Raw genomic sequence first — 17,223 nt, 5'->3', positions numbered from 1 at the left:
AATCTGCGCCTTACATCCCTGCAACTGCGGAAAGAAATATCGGCGGGAAGTACTGTAATGGCTTCCCGCCAGGATCATAACTGAGGAAGGTTCTAATTCAGCAGCTTTATTTGTTAAAAGGAGCGAGCACACGATCCGCTTCTTCTTGTGCGGCCTTCAATGCACTGGCCGCATCGATTTTGCCAGCCAGCGCGGATTGAATCTGGTTGGTCAGTGCGGAGGACACCTTGCCGTGATTATGCGTGGATAACTCCCGGAACGCATACTGCAACTGGTCGCGGGCCACGAGTGCCTGCGGGAATCCATCTGTGTACGCCTTCATGGCATCCGTATCGTAGGTGGATTTGCGAACCCCGACATAGCCGGATGAAGAACTGAACAGTGCAGCCTGTTCCGGAGCAGTCATATACTTGGCAAATTCCCAAGCCGCTGCCTGTTTCTCCGGTGTGGTATCTTTGAAAATATACATATTCCCCCCGCCCGTAGGCGATCCGTATTGCTTATTGGCTGGTGCGAAGGCTACACCAAAATCGAATTTGGCGTTGGTTTTCACGTTCGTCAAGTTGCCGCTGGTGTGCATCATCATAGCCGTTTTACCTTCAATAAAATCGGTTGGCGTAGCCGCCCAATCAATAACCCCTTCCGGCATTACCTTGTACTTATGGGACAAGTCAAGCCAGAATTGCAGAGCTTCGACGTTCTCTGGCGTATTGAAATTGGCCTTCCTGCCGTCGTCCCCCATAATGCTCTGCTTGGGGTCGCTCGTATTTTGGCGGGCAAGCATCTGGAACATCCAGTAGGAGTCATCATTCCCCGGAATCTCCAGCCCTGTATGTCCATCACGATTCAGCTTCCCGGCATATTCCACCAGCTCATCCCAGTTTGTCGGCGGCTTATTCGGGTCCAGACCAGCAGCTTTGAACATATCTTTGTTGTAATACAAAATAATTGTGCTTCGCTGGAACGGTACACTGTACGTATGTCCATCCGCTTGGGTATCCTCCACAAAGGCCGGATAGAAATCATCCTTGTTATATTCCGCATCCTTGGCGATAAAATCATCCAGAGGAATAATCGCGTCCGTGTTCATCATGCTGTACAGCTCAGTCGACATCATAACAGCCACATCTGGCGGCTGCTTGGCCTGTACACCTGCCTGAATTTTGATCGTATTATCTCCGTAGTTTCCGGTATAGACCGGTTTAACCTTAATATCCGGAAATTTTTCCATAAAAGATGCGCTCATCCCGTCAATAACCTTTGTAAGTGGCCCACCTACGTTAACCGGGTAATAGAACGAAATTTCAACCGGCTCCTTGGGAGTCTGATCCAAAGTGGTGTTTGCATCAGCTGTCGAAGCCGTTGTACCTGTACCCGCCTTGGTATCAGCTGCATTACCCCCTCCCTGACCGCACCCGACCAGCATTAACGTTAACCCCAGCGCAATCAGCGCCATTTTCCCCTGCTTTAGCATTTGTTTTCTCCCCTCATATGTGCAGAGCGTTCCTGTTGGCTCTGTTTAAAATGCATAATGTCTGAAATTCATGCTTACACGGTTGGAGTCTACATCAAGGATATGCAGGACAGCACCTTCGGCTGTTGGAAGTACAGTGATGCCTTGCGCTTCATTACTACTTCCGAGGTTCCGGTCAAAGGCCAGCGTGACAGCTCCGGTATCCGGATCAATCCGGTAGACGGATTTCTTGGAATTATTATCGGAGGAGGCATACAGCGCACCATTATATATCTCTGCGCCTTGAATACGATCAATCGTCTGACTAAGCGGTACGGTTTTGATGAGGGACATGTCACTGAGTCGAAACACATTCAGCACCGGGGCATTGTTCCACTGGGCCGTATAGACCTGACCGCGATCGGCATCTACGGCTACCCATGGCACACCACCGGGATGAAGGTTCAGCGGAAGCGCATAGGAGGTTCCGGTATATTGAAGTGTGGAGGCATTATAGACAGCAATGTAGGGATGTTCGTATTTCTTGCTATCTTCAATAGGAGCATAAATCAACCCGTTGTAATAGGAAATGTCACCAATGTGGTCACCGCCCTGCACTGCTATCTCAGCCGGGATTGCTGCCGCATTTCGTTTCTGAACCGTCTTTCCGTCCAGTGCCGTCTTTAATAAACCAAGCTGCGAGTTGAAAATCCATGAGTTTCCATCTGTTGTGACCCCTTGTCCGCGCTCAAAGGCATCCGTTAGCCAAAAGGTTTGCTTGGACACCTCATGCCAAGATTCGGCGGCCTGTGCAGCATATACCGCATTTTCCGCAGCTTCGGCCGATACGGGCACCGCCCATGCTCCTGATGTAAGAGAACCTGCACTTAACATTCCCGCACAAACCCAGCCTGACACTTTTCTCAGTTTCATGATATTAACGCCTCCTGAATTGTAGGTCTGCTCCAATAATGGTTCGTCCATTATAGAAGCAGTGACCCCCGTTTTAGCCAGCGGGATTCACTGCCCGATCGGCTTAAACTAATTGTAGCTTTCAGGCCAAGCACGTCTGTTGGACAAAATGCGGTTTTTATTGAACAAAACAATCATTTTAGAATGATCCGGTTCGAAGAAACCTCGTTCATATACTGTTTGGGCGTCGTTCCAGCGATCCGCTTGAACATTCTTGTGAAGTGACCCTGATCGGAAAAACCGGCACGGTCGGCAATTTCCTTCAGCCCGTACTCTCCCTTGCTGATCAGCAGCTTGGAATGTTCAATCCGCAGGCGAATCAGATAATGATGCGGTGTATGCCCCGTCTGCTGTTTGAACAGCCGAATATAATGGGACAGGCTAAGGGCAGCCTTGTCAGCAAGCTCCTGGATGGAGAGCTCCGCCTCCAAATTTTCTTTCATATATTCTATGGACTGATAAATTTCCTGATTGGCCGTCATTCTGGAGGGAGTGCTGTTCGTGCATACCTGAGAATAATGGTTCAGGAGATGCAGGATGAGCATATTGGAGAGTGAATCACTATATATCTTTCCTTGTCTGCCTCCATTCTGCAGCTCTTCAAGCAACCAGAGTCCTAATTGCAGCAGCTTGGGGTCCTTGACATAATACTTCAGTTCCAACTGAATATACCCTTCCTTCAGCAGTCCCGATTCACGTGCGATGTGCTCCAGATAGGAAGGCGGAATTTCGATCTGCAGGAAATACAGGGAGGCCTTTCCCCAGGAACAGAGAACGGGTTCTCCAGCAGGCAGGATGTGAATGGTGTAATAGTTCTCATAGTAAGCCGAACAATGTATGGCAATCTGATGCTTCGTTCCGGTAAGCCCCCCGGTAGCATGCTGAGGACTCGGCCACCGGGACACCTGCAGATGATCCCATCCCAGGGTATGGCTCGTGAGTACAGGCTGGTTGTCAGCAGGATATGCTCTTTCGGTTGTTCTCATCCTTATCACCCCTTTTCATCACGTTAGCAATCTACTATGCGGGATGTATAAACTGTGGGTAAAAGAGTTTGTCTTTTTCGAAGGTGGAGCCAGCTGACTGCTTTGTTGTTTGATCTAAATATTCAGCGAAAATAAAAAAACACGCCAACCGTGGCGCGTTTGAAGCGATTATTCTTATGCTTATGATAATGGTTACCTTAGCTTCGCTAATCGTCTCGATGCTGTCCAATCATGCAATAGAATCTATAGGCAGATGAACCAGCACCGTCGTACCCTCACCCTCCTGGCTTTTCATTTCGACGGTTCCGTGATGGAGCATCACAATTTTCTTGACGATCGCAAGGCCCAGACCGTTACCGCTGATGCTGCGGTTTCGCGACAGATCTGTTTTATAAAACCGATCAAACACATAATCCAGCTGCTCTGGCGCTATTCCAATGCCCGTATCCGTTATCGTGATGAGAATTTTGTTCTCTAACTGGTGCGTCCGTATATGAATATGCCCACCTGCTGGCGTAAACTTGATGCTGTTCCCCAGCAGATTCATCCAAACCTGATCGAGCTGATCCCGATCTGCTGTAACTTGAATCGGTTCTGCCAACTCCAGATGAACCTGAATATTTTTAGTGGACCACTGCGGCTCGCAAGTAACGATAATTTGCCGGATTTGCTCATCAAGATTATAGGTAGCCGCCTCGAACGGATGATGATCGGAGTCCAGAGATGCAAGCTCCAGCAGATTATCGCTAAGTCTGGATAGCCGTCCACTCTCCGTAATAATAATATCGAGGTAATAGTTACGATCAGCCTCAGCAACTAGGTTACTATTTTTCATCGCCATGGCAAAACCGGAAATAGAGGTCAGCGGGGTTTGAATCTCATGAGATACATTGGAAACAAAATCCTGTCTCATCTGTTCCAACTGTTTGAGCTCACTCGCCATCTCATTAAAGCTGTGTGTCAAAGCTCCCATTTCGTCCACACGTTTCGTTTGGATTTCCACGTCAAAATCACCCTTCGCCAGCTGTTTGGTTGCACGAGTCAATACCTGAATCGGTTTCACCAAGTACCTTGCAGCAATAAAAATACATAGGCTTCCGATAAACAGTGCGAGTAATAATATCAGGAGGACCATCCGATTAATGATATTTTCGTTCTGCGGGGAATATTGCATAAACACGGCTTGCGGCTTCCCTTGGAATGGGAAAGGAAGACCGATAAAGGTCTGATCCACCTCAGCCGGAGAACGATAGACCTGACCCTGCAATACCATTTGAACCACCTCTGGTGCAATTTGAACGGTCTCCGTATTGTCCAGATCATAGTATGTTACGTTGCCGGAAACATCATATAGATGAATGGGATAGGTGGATATCTTCACCATACTTTTAATGAATGCCTCCCGGTCCTCCGGGTGTGTTTGTTCATAGAGACGTATCATTTCCTCACCTGTTGCAATCATGTCATTCTGACCGAGATGGTTTACTTCTTTTTTGAACAGAAAGAGCCCTATGAGGAAAGACGACAGCAGGCTGAAAATAATGACAACCAGAAATGTGATAATGATGCGAACGTATAAGGTCTTGATCATGTGATCACTAACCGGTAGCCCAGACTTCGGGCCGTTTCAATCTGAAAATGGTGGGCATCACCAGCGAATTTTTCCCTTAATCGCTTAATGTGAACGTCAACCGTTCGGTCATCCCCTTCATAGTCGCTCCCCCAGATTTTCGTAATTAGCTGTTCCCGGGTAAATATCTGCCCAGGCTGATTCGCCAGCATGAACAGCAATTCGAACTCCTTTAAAGGCAGATTAAGCGTCTCCTCCCCTCGAATCACTTGAAAACTGCGGCGATTCAGTGTAATGCCCCCCAATTGAATCGTTTGGGAAGAGACAATCAGATACCGTTTCAGCAATGCTTTCACTCTCATCACAAGCTCCAGTGGATCGAAGGGCTTCGTCAAATAATCATCTGTTCCAAGCTGGAATCCCTTCACTTTCTGAGCCGATTCCCCTTTTACCGTAACCATCAAGAGCGGCATATTCAGATCCATGCGCCGGATCTCCCGGCATAGTTCCCAACCATCCAATTTTGGCATCATAATATCGAGGATAACCAGATCAATTGGGGATTTCTCAACAATATCCAATGCTTCTGCACCGTCTTTAGCCACCACGATCTCAAATCCCTCATTCCGCAAAAACAAGGTAATCAGCTCACGAATGTGCACATCGTCGTCCACGACAAGGATTTGGGTCATATCAAATGCATGCCTCCAATATATTTCTTCTCCTCTTCCACCTGGGTGGAGGGTTCAACCAAAATGCCAGCCCAACAGATTCCAATGATAGAAAAATAAACATAAGGTTACTGCTGCTAGAGTTACGAACGTATAATACACACGCTTAGGTAACGTCCAATATTTGTTTTTCCATGCCAGAACGTTCATCGTTACGATTGCCACACTCCATCCCACAAGAATCAGAGGCATGAACAGATAAAGACGTAGAGATAGTGGAATATGACTGAGTCGATCGATCAGATCTAAGTTCATCACCAGAAGTGTAGCTCCCAAGGTCACCAATGACCACACGGACGTAACTACCGACAGCAGGACTGCCCATTTCTGTGCCCTTGGCATCGCTTTGATTTTGCGTCTACGATAAACAGCTCCCAGTAGTACGGTAATGAACAGAACGGCCGAGATACCGAGCAACGGAAGCCAGAACTTCGATTGATTAATTAACGGGGTTGGTTCCAGTGGCATGGGGTTGAGTATATCCAGAAACAGATACGTGACCTTGCCCTCTGTATCCGTACGGAATCCCATCTGATGCTTGCCGCCGACTTCCTGGAATAGATTCACTCCAATCGGAGTGTATACTTGCTGATCTGCACCACTTCCAATCGACAGCCGGTTATCCGAAACCTCAATATTGATCTGAGTCAGAAAACTGAAAAACTTATCGATCTTCGTGTGATTACGACGTGTAAATTGATAGGAACCTGCATATTTCTCCAGAGGCTCCCCCAGTTCAATAGAGGTTGCAGCAGGCTGATTCGTAATATGGGCAGGATAGTAACGATCAAAGAAGGCTTGCGCCAATCCTCCTGCTGCCGTTCCACCGTCCCCTCCACTATAGGAAACAAATATGCCGACTTGTTGGTCTGGTACAAGATAAAGCGCTGTATTAAATAGCTCGTCGGCACCTCCATGAGAGATCACACGCAGTCCATTCATGTTCAACTCATAAAATCCCAAGTCCATGGCGGGTAAACGTTCGTCAAACTGGAATGCCGGGGAATGCATAAGCCTGGCGGTTTCCGGCTTGAGAATTTGCTTATCCTCATATTGTCCGTCCTGTAAATGGGCAATCATGAAATGAGCCATATCATTCGCCGAGACACTGCCTGATCCTGCAGGTCGGAAGCCACCTTCAAACGTAGGACGCTTGGTTACATACTCGCCATTAGCTCGGGCATATCCAAGTACGGCATAAGGCTTCAACGATGCCGGAACAGGCTCCTCCACCGTAGCATGCTTCATGCTCAGCGGATCAAATATATTTTTCTGTATATAGTCATTATAAGCAATGCCACCAACTTCTTCGACGATAAGTCCGGCGAGTGAGGCACCATAGTTGGAATATGCCAGCATCGCGCCTGGAGGCATGACCCGAGCTGGCATATGGTTTGCCATTGTTTCTGCAATGGAGACGGGGAGCTTCTCTGGATCGGTGGTAATCTGATATCCAACACCGCCTTCCTCAAAGCCTGCCGTATGGGTCATGAGATGACGTAACGTAATTGGTTCCGCATAGGTTGGTGGTATTTTCACCGTTTTCAGATAGGTGTTAACGTCAGTGTCCAGATCAAGCTTTCCCTCCTCAACCAGCTGCATCACTGCGGTCCATGTGAACAGCTTTGTGGTCGACGCAATCCGAAACAGGCTGGTCTCGGGATCAACGGGTTTATTTTCTTCGATGTTCGAATGTCCGTACCCTTTGGAGAGCAGAATCTTCCCATCCTTCACAATCGAAATGACGGCACCCGGAATCTGTAAAGAATCCATTTGAACATCCATAATCCCATCAATGAATGCTGCTAGCTGTTCTTTGTTATCCAGGTTAACAGCGATTCCCTTCTCTTGTGTACCAGAACTCAATCCGGAAGAGTAAGCCTCTGCTGATACGGGAGCTTTCATCCCTAACCAAGTTGCCCCTAGCGTAGCACCCAACAATACCAGTAACATCATTTTGCAAACCATTTTCCTTATCGACGATGACATAACAAACCTCCACCACTCCGTATATTTTGTGTTGATCACTGTTCCTCGGCTTTCTTTCGAGAGCATATCAAGAACATATGAACGGAGCGTGAACCTTTTAGTCATATTTTGCCAAATATAATTGGCTTTAGTAAGATAGGGGAAGGTTGAATAAGAAAGGGAGAATGGGTATGCCTGACTTTTTACTAGTCTTATTTTTGTTTAATTTATCTTTATTTCTATTGCACGAAATGGACGCCATTAGACGATCTGAGTGGAAATTGTTTATGGTACTGAAAGATATGGAAGATGAAAAAGCCTATAAATGCTTCACATTCGTTCACCTACCACTCTACACCGTCATACTCGCACTGCTTTTCAGCTCATATCAAACGATTACGTTCTGGGTGCTGGATATATTTTTCATCATTCATGCGGTACTGCACCTATTTTTCGAAAAACACCCTCGTAATGAATTTAAGAATTCATTTTCCAGATCATTCATTTACCCCATGGGGATTATTGGGGCCATCCATTTGTTAGCGTTATTATTGTAATTTCATTAGATCGTACATTGAGAAATAAGAAACCGTATGACCGCCTAAAGCGGTCATTTTTTGTATACTCTTTTCCGCTATTTACAACTGTATTTTATTGGTATATATTATAGCCGTCAGGAATGTTAACGCTAACATAAACTGAAAAAAGGAGGATGTCTCCATCCACTTCGAAAAGGTTTTCGTTTTATTGAGGTTACCCTTTAAAACATTTCATTTTGAAAGGATGAGGTATCGATGAAAAAACTTAGCAGCACCTTGTTTGTGTTTTTTATGGGCATATCCCTTATGTTTGGCCTGACCGCATCAGCTAATCCCGCCATCGTAAGTTATGGAGGCAGCTATTCCAATACGCTCACTGCTGGTCAAGGATACGCCTACATTCTCCCTAATGCCAAAACCACCGGTACAAGCGTAAAAATTACGGCTTCCGCAGCCAATGCACTTCAACTGCACTACTACTGGAGCTACAATAATACGACAATCGATCTGGGGACAGCCATCGTAAACAACAACAATTACACCGGCGGTTCAGCCTACTACAATCCTGGCACTCTGGTCACTGTGGTAGAACGCGTACCCGCGTCCACGACGTTGTACCCTTCCGTATCCTACACGATTTCTTTCAATTAACAATACAACGAACACATAGTAACTATTCTTATATGAAGATTTAAATACATGAACTCTTTCAGTTAAATCAAAAATGCACCTCTTAGAAGTACAAATTGGAGCCTGCCAAGGAATCCATAAACTTCTGTTGGGGTGCTTTTTTTCTGTGAACGGTGAGGCCCCATTTATAGTAAACTGGAGAAAAGGTCCAATCACTCGGGAGGTCTGCTTATGCAAGAGCAACATGCTGCACGAGTCGAATTATTCGTTACCAACACTCAGATCATCAAGAAATCATTCAAATGGCAAAATGTGATGATGCACCGTCTGGCAGCCCTATTATATGCAGCGGAAAATAAACAAGCTGATGGCGAGGCTATTCGTCAAAGTCATGAATTGATTAAGCAAAACACCAATCTCTTCTCGGCTTTCAGAGGAAATTCGGCGATCAGCGTCGCTACCTTACTCTCGCTTACAACAGATCAGGAAAAGAAACTGGAAGACACTCTCTTTATCTATGATCTGCTGAAAAAAGTGAAATTTCGTACGTCCGATTTTCTGGTTATTGCCGCCTATCAGATTGCAGCTCACGCGGCGCCTGACCAATTCGAGCTTAAGGTCGAACGAGCCAAAGCATTTTATGATCACATGAAAGCCCAACACCGCTTTCTTACCGGACAGGACGACTATATTTTCGCTGCCATGCTGGCCCTTTCCGATCTCGACGTAGAATCCGGTGTGACCCGTATGGAGCAGCTCTATGCAGAATTAAAACCTGAGTTCTCACCGGGCAATAGTGTGCAGGCATTAACGCAGGTGCTGGTCCTAGGCGATGATAATCCGGAGGCGGGCGCTCATGTGATAGCGTTAAATGAAGCATTCCGCAGACGGGGAATACGATTAGACAAAATGTACACCCTGCCGGCTCTGGGGATCCTCTCCTTACTGCCCGCTGACATAGATACGCTAGTAGAACAAGTTGAGGAAACGTATGAATGGTTACGCACACAGAAGGGCTTTGGTGCCTGGTCAATTAACAAACAGGAATTGCTGCTGCTCTCGTCCTCGCTGGTGGCTGTACAATATGTGGAGGATCTTCGAAACGGCGTCCTGACCACGACGGTCTCCACCAGCATCACCAACATTATCATTGCCCAACAGGCCGCCATGGCCGCTGCTGCAACATCGGCTGCCGTCGTAGCTTCGACTTCATCGAACTAAGTAAAGGTCATGACATGCATCTTACAAAATAAAACAGGCCCTCTGGAACCATCCAGAAGGCCTTCTTCATTTGAATCCAATTGCTGTAAGCCATCACTACTTAACAATTCCCGTATCCCGGAACTCTTCTACGAAACTATTGAGCCAATCCGAACCATAATCCAGCGCACCCATATCACTTTCGATAAAAGCAACATCAAGACCCATAACCCAGAATCGGCGAGCGAAAATAAAGAGATCAACAGCCTGTTCATCTTCGGTAGAGAAGCTTCTAACTGAACGATATCCTGCCATGAGCGCACTCCATAACACTTCTTTTTGCTCACCAGACTGTCTCTTTCGAGCCTTCACCTGCGCCAGATCGTAGGCACGCCAGCCTTTAGCCGCCCACTCAAAGTCATAATGGATGAACTGATTGCCCTGTTGAAAAGCGTTATTGTTCCCATGCATATCGCCATGGCACAGCCCCTTGTCCAAACCTAGTTTGGATGCGACGCCGATTCTTTCTTTTAACTCTCTAGCAAACGTATTTAGAAATAATGCTGCTTCATTTTTTTCACCGATGTAGTTGATGATTCGTTCAAGAGGCTCGTCAATGAGAAACTTCGTATCCAACTCATATCGAGGCTGCTCCAATACCACTTGGTCCATCGCTTTATGCAGCTCAGCCGCAGACTGACCAAAAGCGTAACACGACTCTTCATCTTCAAGGTTGTTTTCGATACCCTCAATATACCGAAACATCACAGCAACCCGCTTGCCTTCCGCGGCCTCCAACACCGTATATCCAGTATGATCTTTCTTCTCGATGTGTTCTCCAATATCGGTATGTACAGATGAATCTAAAATGCCCTTTAATTGAGATAACAGGGAGAGTTCGTACTGAACATCAACCTCCGTAATTTCAGTACGGTAGACACGAAGAATAAACATACCAGTGGATGTAGTTACCCGGTAGGTATCATTTAACCCTCTCAGCCAAAATAAACATTCTTCCCACGATCCGATGTCATATTGATCACTCAATACAAACTCCAGATATTTAGGGTTGAGCACAGAACGTAAAGCAGTCGCTTGATTGAACATATGTATGCTCCTTCAGTTTGATATGATCATCACTATAGTTACAGATAAATGATCCCTTCATCTATCAACCTATAACATAGTATATTTTTAATTTATTTTCCAGAATATATATTTAATTGGGTGAATCCTTAGCTGAATTCATTTCGCCTTTTTTATGCGCACCAATCACTTTCCCAGCCTTGACCTTGAAGTATACTTCAGGCTTTATACTGTGGATAACATACTTTATGGATGAGAGGCGGCGCACAGATGAGTGTAAATATATATAACAAAAAACGCTCTTTCAAGAGCTATTTACTAGAAAAATACATTGGAACTTTAGATAGCAAGAAGAATTTATCCACGCGAGAAAACACCCTGAAGCACTTGGAACACATGGGTGTAGAGAACACTAAGCCTTATGAGCTGGGTAAGGTTAAATTAATCTCTTCAGTAAACGAACGTTTCTTTGAAGACATGCAGGTATTTACTTTGAATGACCAGATGTCTGCTGACCAAAAAGTGATTCTATATATACATGGCGGCGCTCATACGCACCAGCCTCTAACCTTTCATTGGAAGTTCATGGACCGCATCGCACAATCGTTGAATGCCAAAGTTATAGCACCCATCTATCCCAAAGTGCCTCATTTCAACTACCAGCATACATATCCAAGACTCTTGAACTTATACCGTGAAATCATTGAATCGATAAAGAGTCCTGCACAACTTACCATTATGGGAGATTCAGCGGGAGGAAATATTTCGCTTAGCTTTGCACATTACATCAAGACGAATCTTCTTCCTCAACCCAAAGATATCATTTTGTTATCTCCATGTGTGGATATGGTTCTGGACAACCCGGTCATATTCGACTATGAGACCCGAGATCCGATGCTGGCTGTGGAAGGCTATGATGTAATTCGAAGAATATGGGCGGCAGATAAAGATCTGGATGATCCACTGATTAGTCCAATCTATGGAGATTTCAAAAGACTCGGAAAGATTACCATTTTCATCGGAACTCATGAAGGTTTATTTCCCGACAACATGAAGCTCGACAAACTGCTTACCGACCAGGGCATTGACCATAATACCTTTGTATATCCCAAAATGAATCATGTCTTTGTGCTTTACCCTATTCCTGAAGCCAAGGATGCAGAGCACAAAATCATTAATATTATTAAGCATGCATCACATGAAATGCATATATGAGACGACTATTGAAAAAAAACCAGAAAAATCATATTCAGCCCTTGTAAATTGTATTATTCCGGGTATAATACTCGGTATATAGAAAAGTGTAGCTGACTGGAGTGAATAACGCCATGGATTCTTTGACACAAACTTGGGTTAACGATTATTTGGACTTATATAATTATGCCCGTACCATAGAAGACTCGGAATGGGCTGAAGATATTCTCAGGAAGCTTCAAGATCAGAAGGACGCGTTACTGGAGGAAGAACGAAAAGCGATACTGCTCCGTGAGCTGCTTACAAGCTACGATCGGATCAACAAACAACTGGTAGACATTTTCAGCAAGCTGAGAGTCGCTTCAGAGGGTTACCAGACTGAGTCTTTACAGGAGCAATGGTTCAAATTAAAGCTAATGCGGATTGATGTCTCTCGTAAGATTCTTCAATATAAATAAAATAAACAAGAAAAAAAGCCGGTCTGCAGTTCGTCTGCTTAACCCGCCTTGATTAAAGGCTTGCTATTCTTTTGATGCGTACAGTCAACTGTTCCACACATATGTAAAGCCCGCCAGCTTTACATGAAATGAATGATCGATAATTACATGGATGCTTTCTTCATGTTGCTCATCATGCCCATCATTGTGGTCATCATTTCGTCGCATTCTTGCATACAGGACATCATTTTATTCATGTCCATGCCTTCCATCATGCTTTTATCTTCCATGCATTCCATCATCATCTTCATGGATTTCATCTTGCACATCATTTCTTCCATACACATGTTCATCATCATGTTCATACACATATTTTCCATTTCAACTTCCTCCTTTCAAATATAGTAAACTTCCTTTTTTTAGCATAAACGATTCCCCACTTAAAAGCAATCTTTTTCCTCTTGCCTTTTCTGTAAAATCGATGTATAATACGCATTTTACTTATCAATCCAGTCGGAAATAAAGGCTTTTGTGGAGAGATGATCTCTCCGCAAAGGCCTTTTTTTATGCCTACCTAAGTCTTGAATAACTGGATTATCTATCAAATTTATCCTTGTTCAGCAAATGTAGGTCCTTTACAATAACTTTAGAAATTCCCGTATATCGATTTCTTCATCAAACGATATCCATATATGGTATATGGCATAGCACTTCCTTAATTACGATATAAGCTCTTACTTGAGTTTATATAAAAAAAATGATACAGGAGGCTATCGAATGTTCAGATTCATTTTACCGTCTTCAAAGCTAGTATTGATTTGCTGTCTGCTGGTGCTTACAACGGTAAGCATGCTGTTCAACAGTCCAAAGGCGTTGTCACATGGTTACGTAGAAGGGCCGGCGAGCCGAGCTGCACTGTGTGCTTCGGGAGTCAATCAAGATTGCGGCAGTATCGTGTATGAACCCCAAAGCCTGGAAGCACCTAAAGGCTTCCCTACTGCAGGACCTACGGACGGCCATATTGCAAGCGCTAACGGCGTCTTCCCTAAGCTCGATGAGCAATCCGCCACACGTTGGTCGAAAGTGAATATGTCTAGTGGCAGTAATACGTTTACTTGGAAGCTGACAGCTAACCATTCAACGGCAAGCTGGAAATATTATATTACGAAAACGAACTGGAATCCGAATGCACCTCTATCCCGTGATTCGTTTGACCTAACACCGTTCTGTTCAGTTCCTTATAATGGCAGCCAACCACCATTTAGCTACACCAACTCATGCAACGTACCCGAACGTAGCGGTTATCATGTCATTCTAGCAGTCTGGGAGGTTGCGGATACTCCCAACGCCTTCTATAATGTCATCGACGTAAACTTCTCCGGGACAAACCCGGTTGATAATGTGGCACCAACACCTCCAGCTTCACTTGTGGCAACTGCAACTGCTGCGACCAGTACATCCTTATCGTGGAAGGCTTCCACAGATAATGTAGGCGTAACGGGGTATAAAATTTACAACGGGACTACCTTAATCGGCAATGTATCCGGCACAACTACAAGCTATACCGTCACAGGGCTGACAGCAAGCATGGCCTATACCTTTACTGTCAAAGCAGTCGATGCAGCAGGCAATGAATCTGCAGCCAGTAATAGTGTAAGCGTTACCACAACTGCACCTCCTGCAAACGACACTACCGCACCTACATCTCCAGGCGGGCTGCATGTGATGGGAGCACCAACCTCCTCCAGCATTCAGCTGATGTGGACGGCATCTACGGATAATGTAGGCGTGACAGGGTATAAAATTTATAACGGCTCTACTTTAGTTACAACGACATCCGGGACGGCAACGTCTTATACGGTAACCAATCTTGAAGCGAACACAACCTACAACTTCTCGGTTTATGCTGTTGATGCAGCAGGCAACCAATCTGCTGCTAGCACAGTCAGCGGTAAAACAGCCGCAGCTGCTACTGCACCTGCATGGGCAGCTAATACTCAATACACAGCGGGTACAATCGTGAGCTACAATAACTTGACTTACAAATGCCTTCTTACACACACGTCTCAAGTGGATTGGATCCCTTCGGCAACACCAACCCTCTGGCAGCTGCAATAACGGGATTGACTGGAGGATTAGTTAAAAAGAAGTCCATTTAGATTATGATTACAACCATAGCCGGTCCATATTCAGGGATCGGCTGTGTATTACACCATGTAAAATAAGACGCTTCAGGAATTAGTCCCGAACGTCTTATTGCTTGCTTTTTATGTTTCTATACTGATTTTATTAAGCCAATATGGGTGATCTTGGTGTCATAAGGATCTAATTCTACGGTTTGTTTTCCATAGTCGGTATCGATCGTCGTCGTTTGAACCTGATCACTATTGTTAATGACGACCAACATTTTACTCTCCGGATAATAAGTACACTCTGTAAATAAGTTATCCGTGATGTACTTCGTTTCATGAGATTCACGGCCCGCAAAACGAATCAGATTCAGCAGCAACCTTGTGTTCTCCCAACTGAATTCGAATGAAGGCAGGTAGATTCCTTTCCCTTTACCAAAATCATGTGTAGACAATGTAATCATACCATCCGTTTCATCCACCACAGCAGCTGTTCCATCGGTAAGATATATGTTATTCTTCGGCGTTATTCTTGCCCCTTCCGGCAACAAACCATGCTCATCGCGAGTCTCATATGTCCATTTTCCATGAACCACCCTGGCGCCAGTATCCTCATCCACCCCAAGAACATGTGCCATTCTGAAAAAGCTGTCGTACCCTTCTACCGCCGATGGCTGGTTGATGCCAATAAAAGTACCGCCTTCATACACCCATTTGGTCAGCAGGTCCACACATTGGTAGTCATTCCAAAGTTCTCCGCCGCTCCAGGCTGAACCAACAGAGCCGGCATTGATCACGACATCTATATGTTGCAGCACGCCCTGACGGATATCTTCAAAATCAATGAACTGCACTTCCACCGGTAAGCCCGACAAGGCTTCATTAACATGAATCAAGTCATGCATATACGTTTCATGGAAATGGCCGGACAATGTCCACGATCTTAATTTGCCCCAGCTATGCAGAACAGCTACCCTCGCCTTAATCTGATAGGGCTTACCCTCATGATGAAGCTCTTTTATTTCCCTGAACTCGTCCGCAATCTTCTCAATATAATCGCAAAAGTCCGGGTAAGGCTCAACCAGATGCAGATATCCACCCAGTCCAATCCGATCAATCGGCTCTCTGAGCAAAGCTCGCCTGATATTGATCCAATACTTTTTGGCATCCAGCGTAGGGTTGCCGCCCTCCTTAAAGGTAGGAAGTCCGCCTAAGCCCACCGGAAACAAGTAGGGATGCAGACGAATCTCATGGGTATCCACGTTGACACCTGAACACATTCTTGCCTCATAACCGGAGAATACACATTTAATCATCCCATCGAATCCAAACTCCTGAAAGCGATCATTATAAGGCTCCATGCCAACCCAGCTATCATCATAGAAGACATACGCCAGCTTGCCGTGGTTATGCACGATATCAATTAACTTCTTACCGAATTCGATGACAAAATCATTGATAAATGCCATCCAGTCCAGCTTGCGCTGCTGCGCCGGGATATGACTTACGCGATATTTGCCGCCATTCACAAAATCCTCAGCAGAGAGCGAATATCCAACTTTTTTGGCAAACAGATCAAGTGCTCTCGAACTTACCGTAAAATCATATGAGCCCCAATCCGAGAAGAGATGGCGATTACGCTCGTCGCTGCCCCAGATCCAGGCGAAATTATAAAACAATGAGGTGAAACGAACCACCGTTGTTTCCTGATGCTGCTGACACCAATTCTCCATCCAATCCAGCAGATATGTCTGCGTTTCCGAATAGATCGGATCAATTTGCATCAAATGCTCCTTGTCCCAATGGTTCGTGGTGTGATTGTACATCGAAATCTCTTCCCAGATCCGATAGGCCATGAAGCTAACCGTGTATTTATGCCAAGGGAGGATGCCGGTAATGACTACATGGCCGGATTCCCTCTCATAATTCCACTGTCCTCTTGGCACTTCCTCCCCGGTTGTCCGGTCAAAGACCTGCCAGTACTTAAACGCTTCTTTCGAATCATTCACCTTGAATTGCTCAGCGAAAAAATCCTCCATCAGATAGAACGATACATAATCTTGTACAGCTACCTTCGGATTCGTAATTAAAAAACATTGTTGGAGCTTATCTTGATTTCGAGATGCCCACTCGTTATGATCCCGGATGATGCAGATGGTCGAATAAATGCCATACCCCGCGTTAATAATCTCATCGGATAATTGTGTACCGTCACTGTCACGAATGACATCGGCCCCCCACCGTTCGGCAAGTTCCAAAGTCAGTGCCTCATAACCGGATTCGCCGGGTAGTGTAAAGGAGCCTTTAATTGGTTTGGACAACTTGGTT

15 protein-coding genes are annotated in these 17,223 nt (G+C 45.4%); 6 read left to right on the top strand and 9 right to left on the bottom strand.

Features of this window, described 5'->3' with window-relative positions:
* Positions 1-106: 106 nt before the first annotated feature.
* The 6 genes from BLS14_RS28965 to BLS14_RS28940 form a co-directional block, all read right to left on the bottom strand.
* Entirely contained in the window at positions 107-1,474 is a 1,368-nt protein-coding gene (locus tag BLS14_RS28965) for an ABC transporter substrate-binding protein (protein WP_176854830.1), read from the bottom strand.
* A gap of 45 nt (positions 1,475-1,519) precedes the next feature.
* A complete protein-coding gene (locus BLS14_RS28960; RefSeq protein ID WP_090955241.1) occupies positions 1,520-2,386 on the bottom strand; it encodes a DUF6923 family protein in 867 nt (288 codons plus the stop codon).
* Between the two features lie 173 nt (positions 2,387-2,559).
* Entirely contained in the window at positions 2,560-3,411 is an 852-nt protein-coding gene (locus tag BLS14_RS28955; protein WP_090955239.1) for a helix-turn-helix domain-containing protein, read from the bottom strand.
* A 229-nt stretch (positions 3,412-3,640) separates the two neighbouring features.
* A complete protein-coding gene (locus BLS14_RS28950; RefSeq protein WP_063567132.1) occupies positions 3,641-5,002 on the bottom strand; it encodes a HAMP domain-containing sensor histidine kinase in 1,362 nt (453 codons plus the stop codon).
* A complete protein-coding gene (locus BLS14_RS28945) occupies positions 4,999-5,673 on the bottom strand; it encodes a response regulator transcription factor (protein WP_063567131.1) in 675 nt (224 codons plus the stop codon). Before BLS14_RS28945 ends, BLS14_RS28950 begins: the two co-directional genes overlap by 4 nt.
* Positions 5,674-5,727: 54 nt before the next feature.
* Positions 5,728-7,701, bottom strand: coding sequence for a serine hydrolase domain-containing protein (locus BLS14_RS28940; protein ID WP_090955238.1), 1,974 nt, complete (start codon positions 7,699-7,701; stop codon positions 5,728-5,730).
* A gap of 164 nt (positions 7,702-7,865) precedes the next feature.
* Here BLS14_RS28940 and BLS14_RS33630 point away from each other — a divergent pair, with 164 nt between their 5' ends.
* The 3 genes from BLS14_RS33630 to BLS14_RS28925 all read left to right on the top strand — a co-directional run bounded on the left by BLS14_RS33630 (position 7,866) and on the right by BLS14_RS28925 (position 10,070).
* Positions 7,866-8,237 carry a DUF6713 family protein gene (locus BLS14_RS33630; RefSeq protein ID WP_338020313.1) on the top strand — a complete coding sequence of 124 codons (372 nt, stop codon included), beginning with the start codon at positions 7,866-7,868 and terminating at the stop codon, positions 8,235-8,237.
* Between the two features lie 237 nt (positions 8,238-8,474).
* Entirely contained in the window at positions 8,475-8,870 is a 396-nt protein-coding gene (locus BLS14_RS28930; RefSeq protein WP_072735676.1) for a hypothetical protein, read from the top strand.
* A 210-nt stretch (positions 8,871-9,080) separates the two neighbouring features.
* On the top strand, positions 9,081-10,070 hold the full coding sequence (locus BLS14_RS28925) for a DUF4003 family protein (protein ID WP_072735677.1): 990 nt from the start codon (positions 9,081-9,083) through the stop codon (positions 10,068-10,070).
* Positions 10,071-10,166: 96 nt separating this feature from the next.
* Here BLS14_RS28925 and BLS14_RS28920 read toward each other — a convergent pair whose 3' ends face one another.
* A complete protein-coding gene (locus BLS14_RS28920) occupies positions 10,167-11,156 on the bottom strand; it encodes a phosphotransferase enzyme family protein (protein WP_090955237.1) in 990 nt (329 codons plus the stop codon).
* Between the two features lie 249 nt (positions 11,157-11,405).
* On the opposite strand from BLS14_RS28920, the gene BLS14_RS28915 reads away from it, so the two are divergent.
* Both BLS14_RS28915 and BLS14_RS28910 read left to right on the top strand, forming a co-directional pair.
* The gene (locus BLS14_RS28915; RefSeq protein ID WP_090955235.1) at positions 11,406-12,350 is read left to right on the top strand and encodes an alpha/beta hydrolase fold domain-containing protein; all 945 of its coding nucleotides are present in this window, start codon (positions 11,406-11,408) and stop codon (positions 12,348-12,350) included.
* Between the two features lie 113 nt (positions 12,351-12,463).
* Entirely contained in the window at positions 12,464-12,787 is a 324-nt protein-coding gene (locus tag BLS14_RS28910; RefSeq protein WP_064642206.1) for a hypothetical protein, read from the top strand.
* Positions 12,788-12,930: 143 nt separating this feature from the next.
* Here the strand turns inward: BLS14_RS28910 and BLS14_RS28905 are convergent, their stop codons facing one another.
* Entirely contained in the window at positions 12,931-13,146 is a 216-nt protein-coding gene (locus BLS14_RS28905) for a hypothetical protein (RefSeq protein ID WP_063567124.1), read from the bottom strand.
* Between the two features lie 397 nt (positions 13,147-13,543).
* On the opposite strand from BLS14_RS28905, the gene BLS14_RS28900 reads away from it, so the two are divergent.
* Entirely contained in the window at positions 13,544-14,884 is a 1,341-nt protein-coding gene (locus BLS14_RS28900; protein ID WP_090955233.1) for a lytic polysaccharide monooxygenase, read from the top strand.
* Between the two features lie 157 nt (positions 14,885-15,041).
* Here the strand turns inward: BLS14_RS28900 and gnpA are convergent, their stop codons facing one another.
* Positions 15,042-17,216, bottom strand: coding sequence for a 1,3-beta-galactosyl-N-acetylhexosamine phosphorylase (gnpA, locus tag BLS14_RS28895; RefSeq protein WP_090955231.1), 2,175 nt, complete (start codon positions 17,214-17,216; stop codon positions 15,042-15,044).
* Between the last annotated feature and the right edge of the window lie 7 nt (positions 17,217-17,223).

Source organism: Paenibacillus sp. OK060 (genome assembly GCF_900101205.1).
Lineage (GTDB): Bacteria > Bacillota > Bacilli > Paenibacillales > Paenibacillaceae > Paenibacillus > Paenibacillus marchantiae.
The sequence above is the reverse complement of the archived record's forward strand: the minus strand, read 5'-3'. Positions and strand labels throughout refer to the sequence as shown.

Excerpts from the sequence above, each read along its gene's own strand:
- BLS14_RS28915 (WP_090955235.1), top strand. The coding sequence starts at position 11,406 with ATGAGTGTAAATATATATAACAAAAAACGCTCTTTCAAGAGCTATTTA.
- BLS14_RS28900 (WP_090955233.1), top strand. The coding sequence starts at position 13,544 with ATGTTCAGATTCATTTTACCGTCTTCAAAGCTAGTATTGATTTGCTGT.
- BLS14_RS28955 (WP_090955239.1), bottom strand. The coding sequence starts at position 3,411 with ATGAGAACAACCGAAAGAGCATATCCTGCTGACAACCAGCCTGTACTC.
- BLS14_RS28905 (WP_063567124.1), bottom strand. The coding sequence starts at position 13,146 with ATGGAAAATATGTGTATGAACATGATGATGAACATGTGTATGGAAGAA.
- BLS14_RS28965 (WP_176854830.1), bottom strand. The coding sequence starts at position 1,474 with ATGCTAAAGCAGGGGAAAATGGCGCTGATTGCGCTGGGGTTAACGTTA.
- BLS14_RS28940 (WP_090955238.1), bottom strand. The coding sequence starts at position 7,701 with ATGTCATCGTCGATAAGGAAAATGGTTTGCAAAATGATGTTACTGGTA.
- BLS14_RS33630 (WP_338020313.1), top strand. The coding sequence starts at position 7,866 with ATGGGTATGCCTGACTTTTTACTAGTCTTATTTTTGTTTAATTTATCT.
- BLS14_RS28925 (WP_072735677.1), top strand. The coding sequence starts at position 9,081 with ATGCAAGAGCAACATGCTGCACGAGTCGAATTATTCGTTACCAACACT.
- BLS14_RS28920 (WP_090955237.1), bottom strand. The coding sequence starts at position 11,156 with ATGTTCAATCAAGCGACTGCTTTACGTTCTGTGCTCAACCCTAAATAT.
- BLS14_RS28950 (WP_063567132.1), bottom strand. The coding sequence starts at position 5,002 with ATGATCAAGACCTTATACGTTCGCATCATTATCACATTTCTGGTTGTC.
- BLS14_RS28910 (WP_064642206.1), top strand. The coding sequence starts at position 12,464 with ATGGATTCTTTGACACAAACTTGGGTTAACGATTATTTGGACTTATAT.
- BLS14_RS28930 (WP_072735676.1), top strand. The coding sequence starts at position 8,475 with ATGAAAAAACTTAGCAGCACCTTGTTTGTGTTTTTTATGGGCATATCC.
- BLS14_RS28960 (WP_090955241.1), bottom strand. The coding sequence starts at position 2,386 with ATGAAACTGAGAAAAGTGTCAGGCTGGGTTTGTGCGGGAATGTTAAGT.
- BLS14_RS28945 (WP_063567131.1), bottom strand. The coding sequence starts at position 5,673 with ATGACCCAAATCCTTGTCGTGGACGACGATGTGCACATTCGTGAGCTG.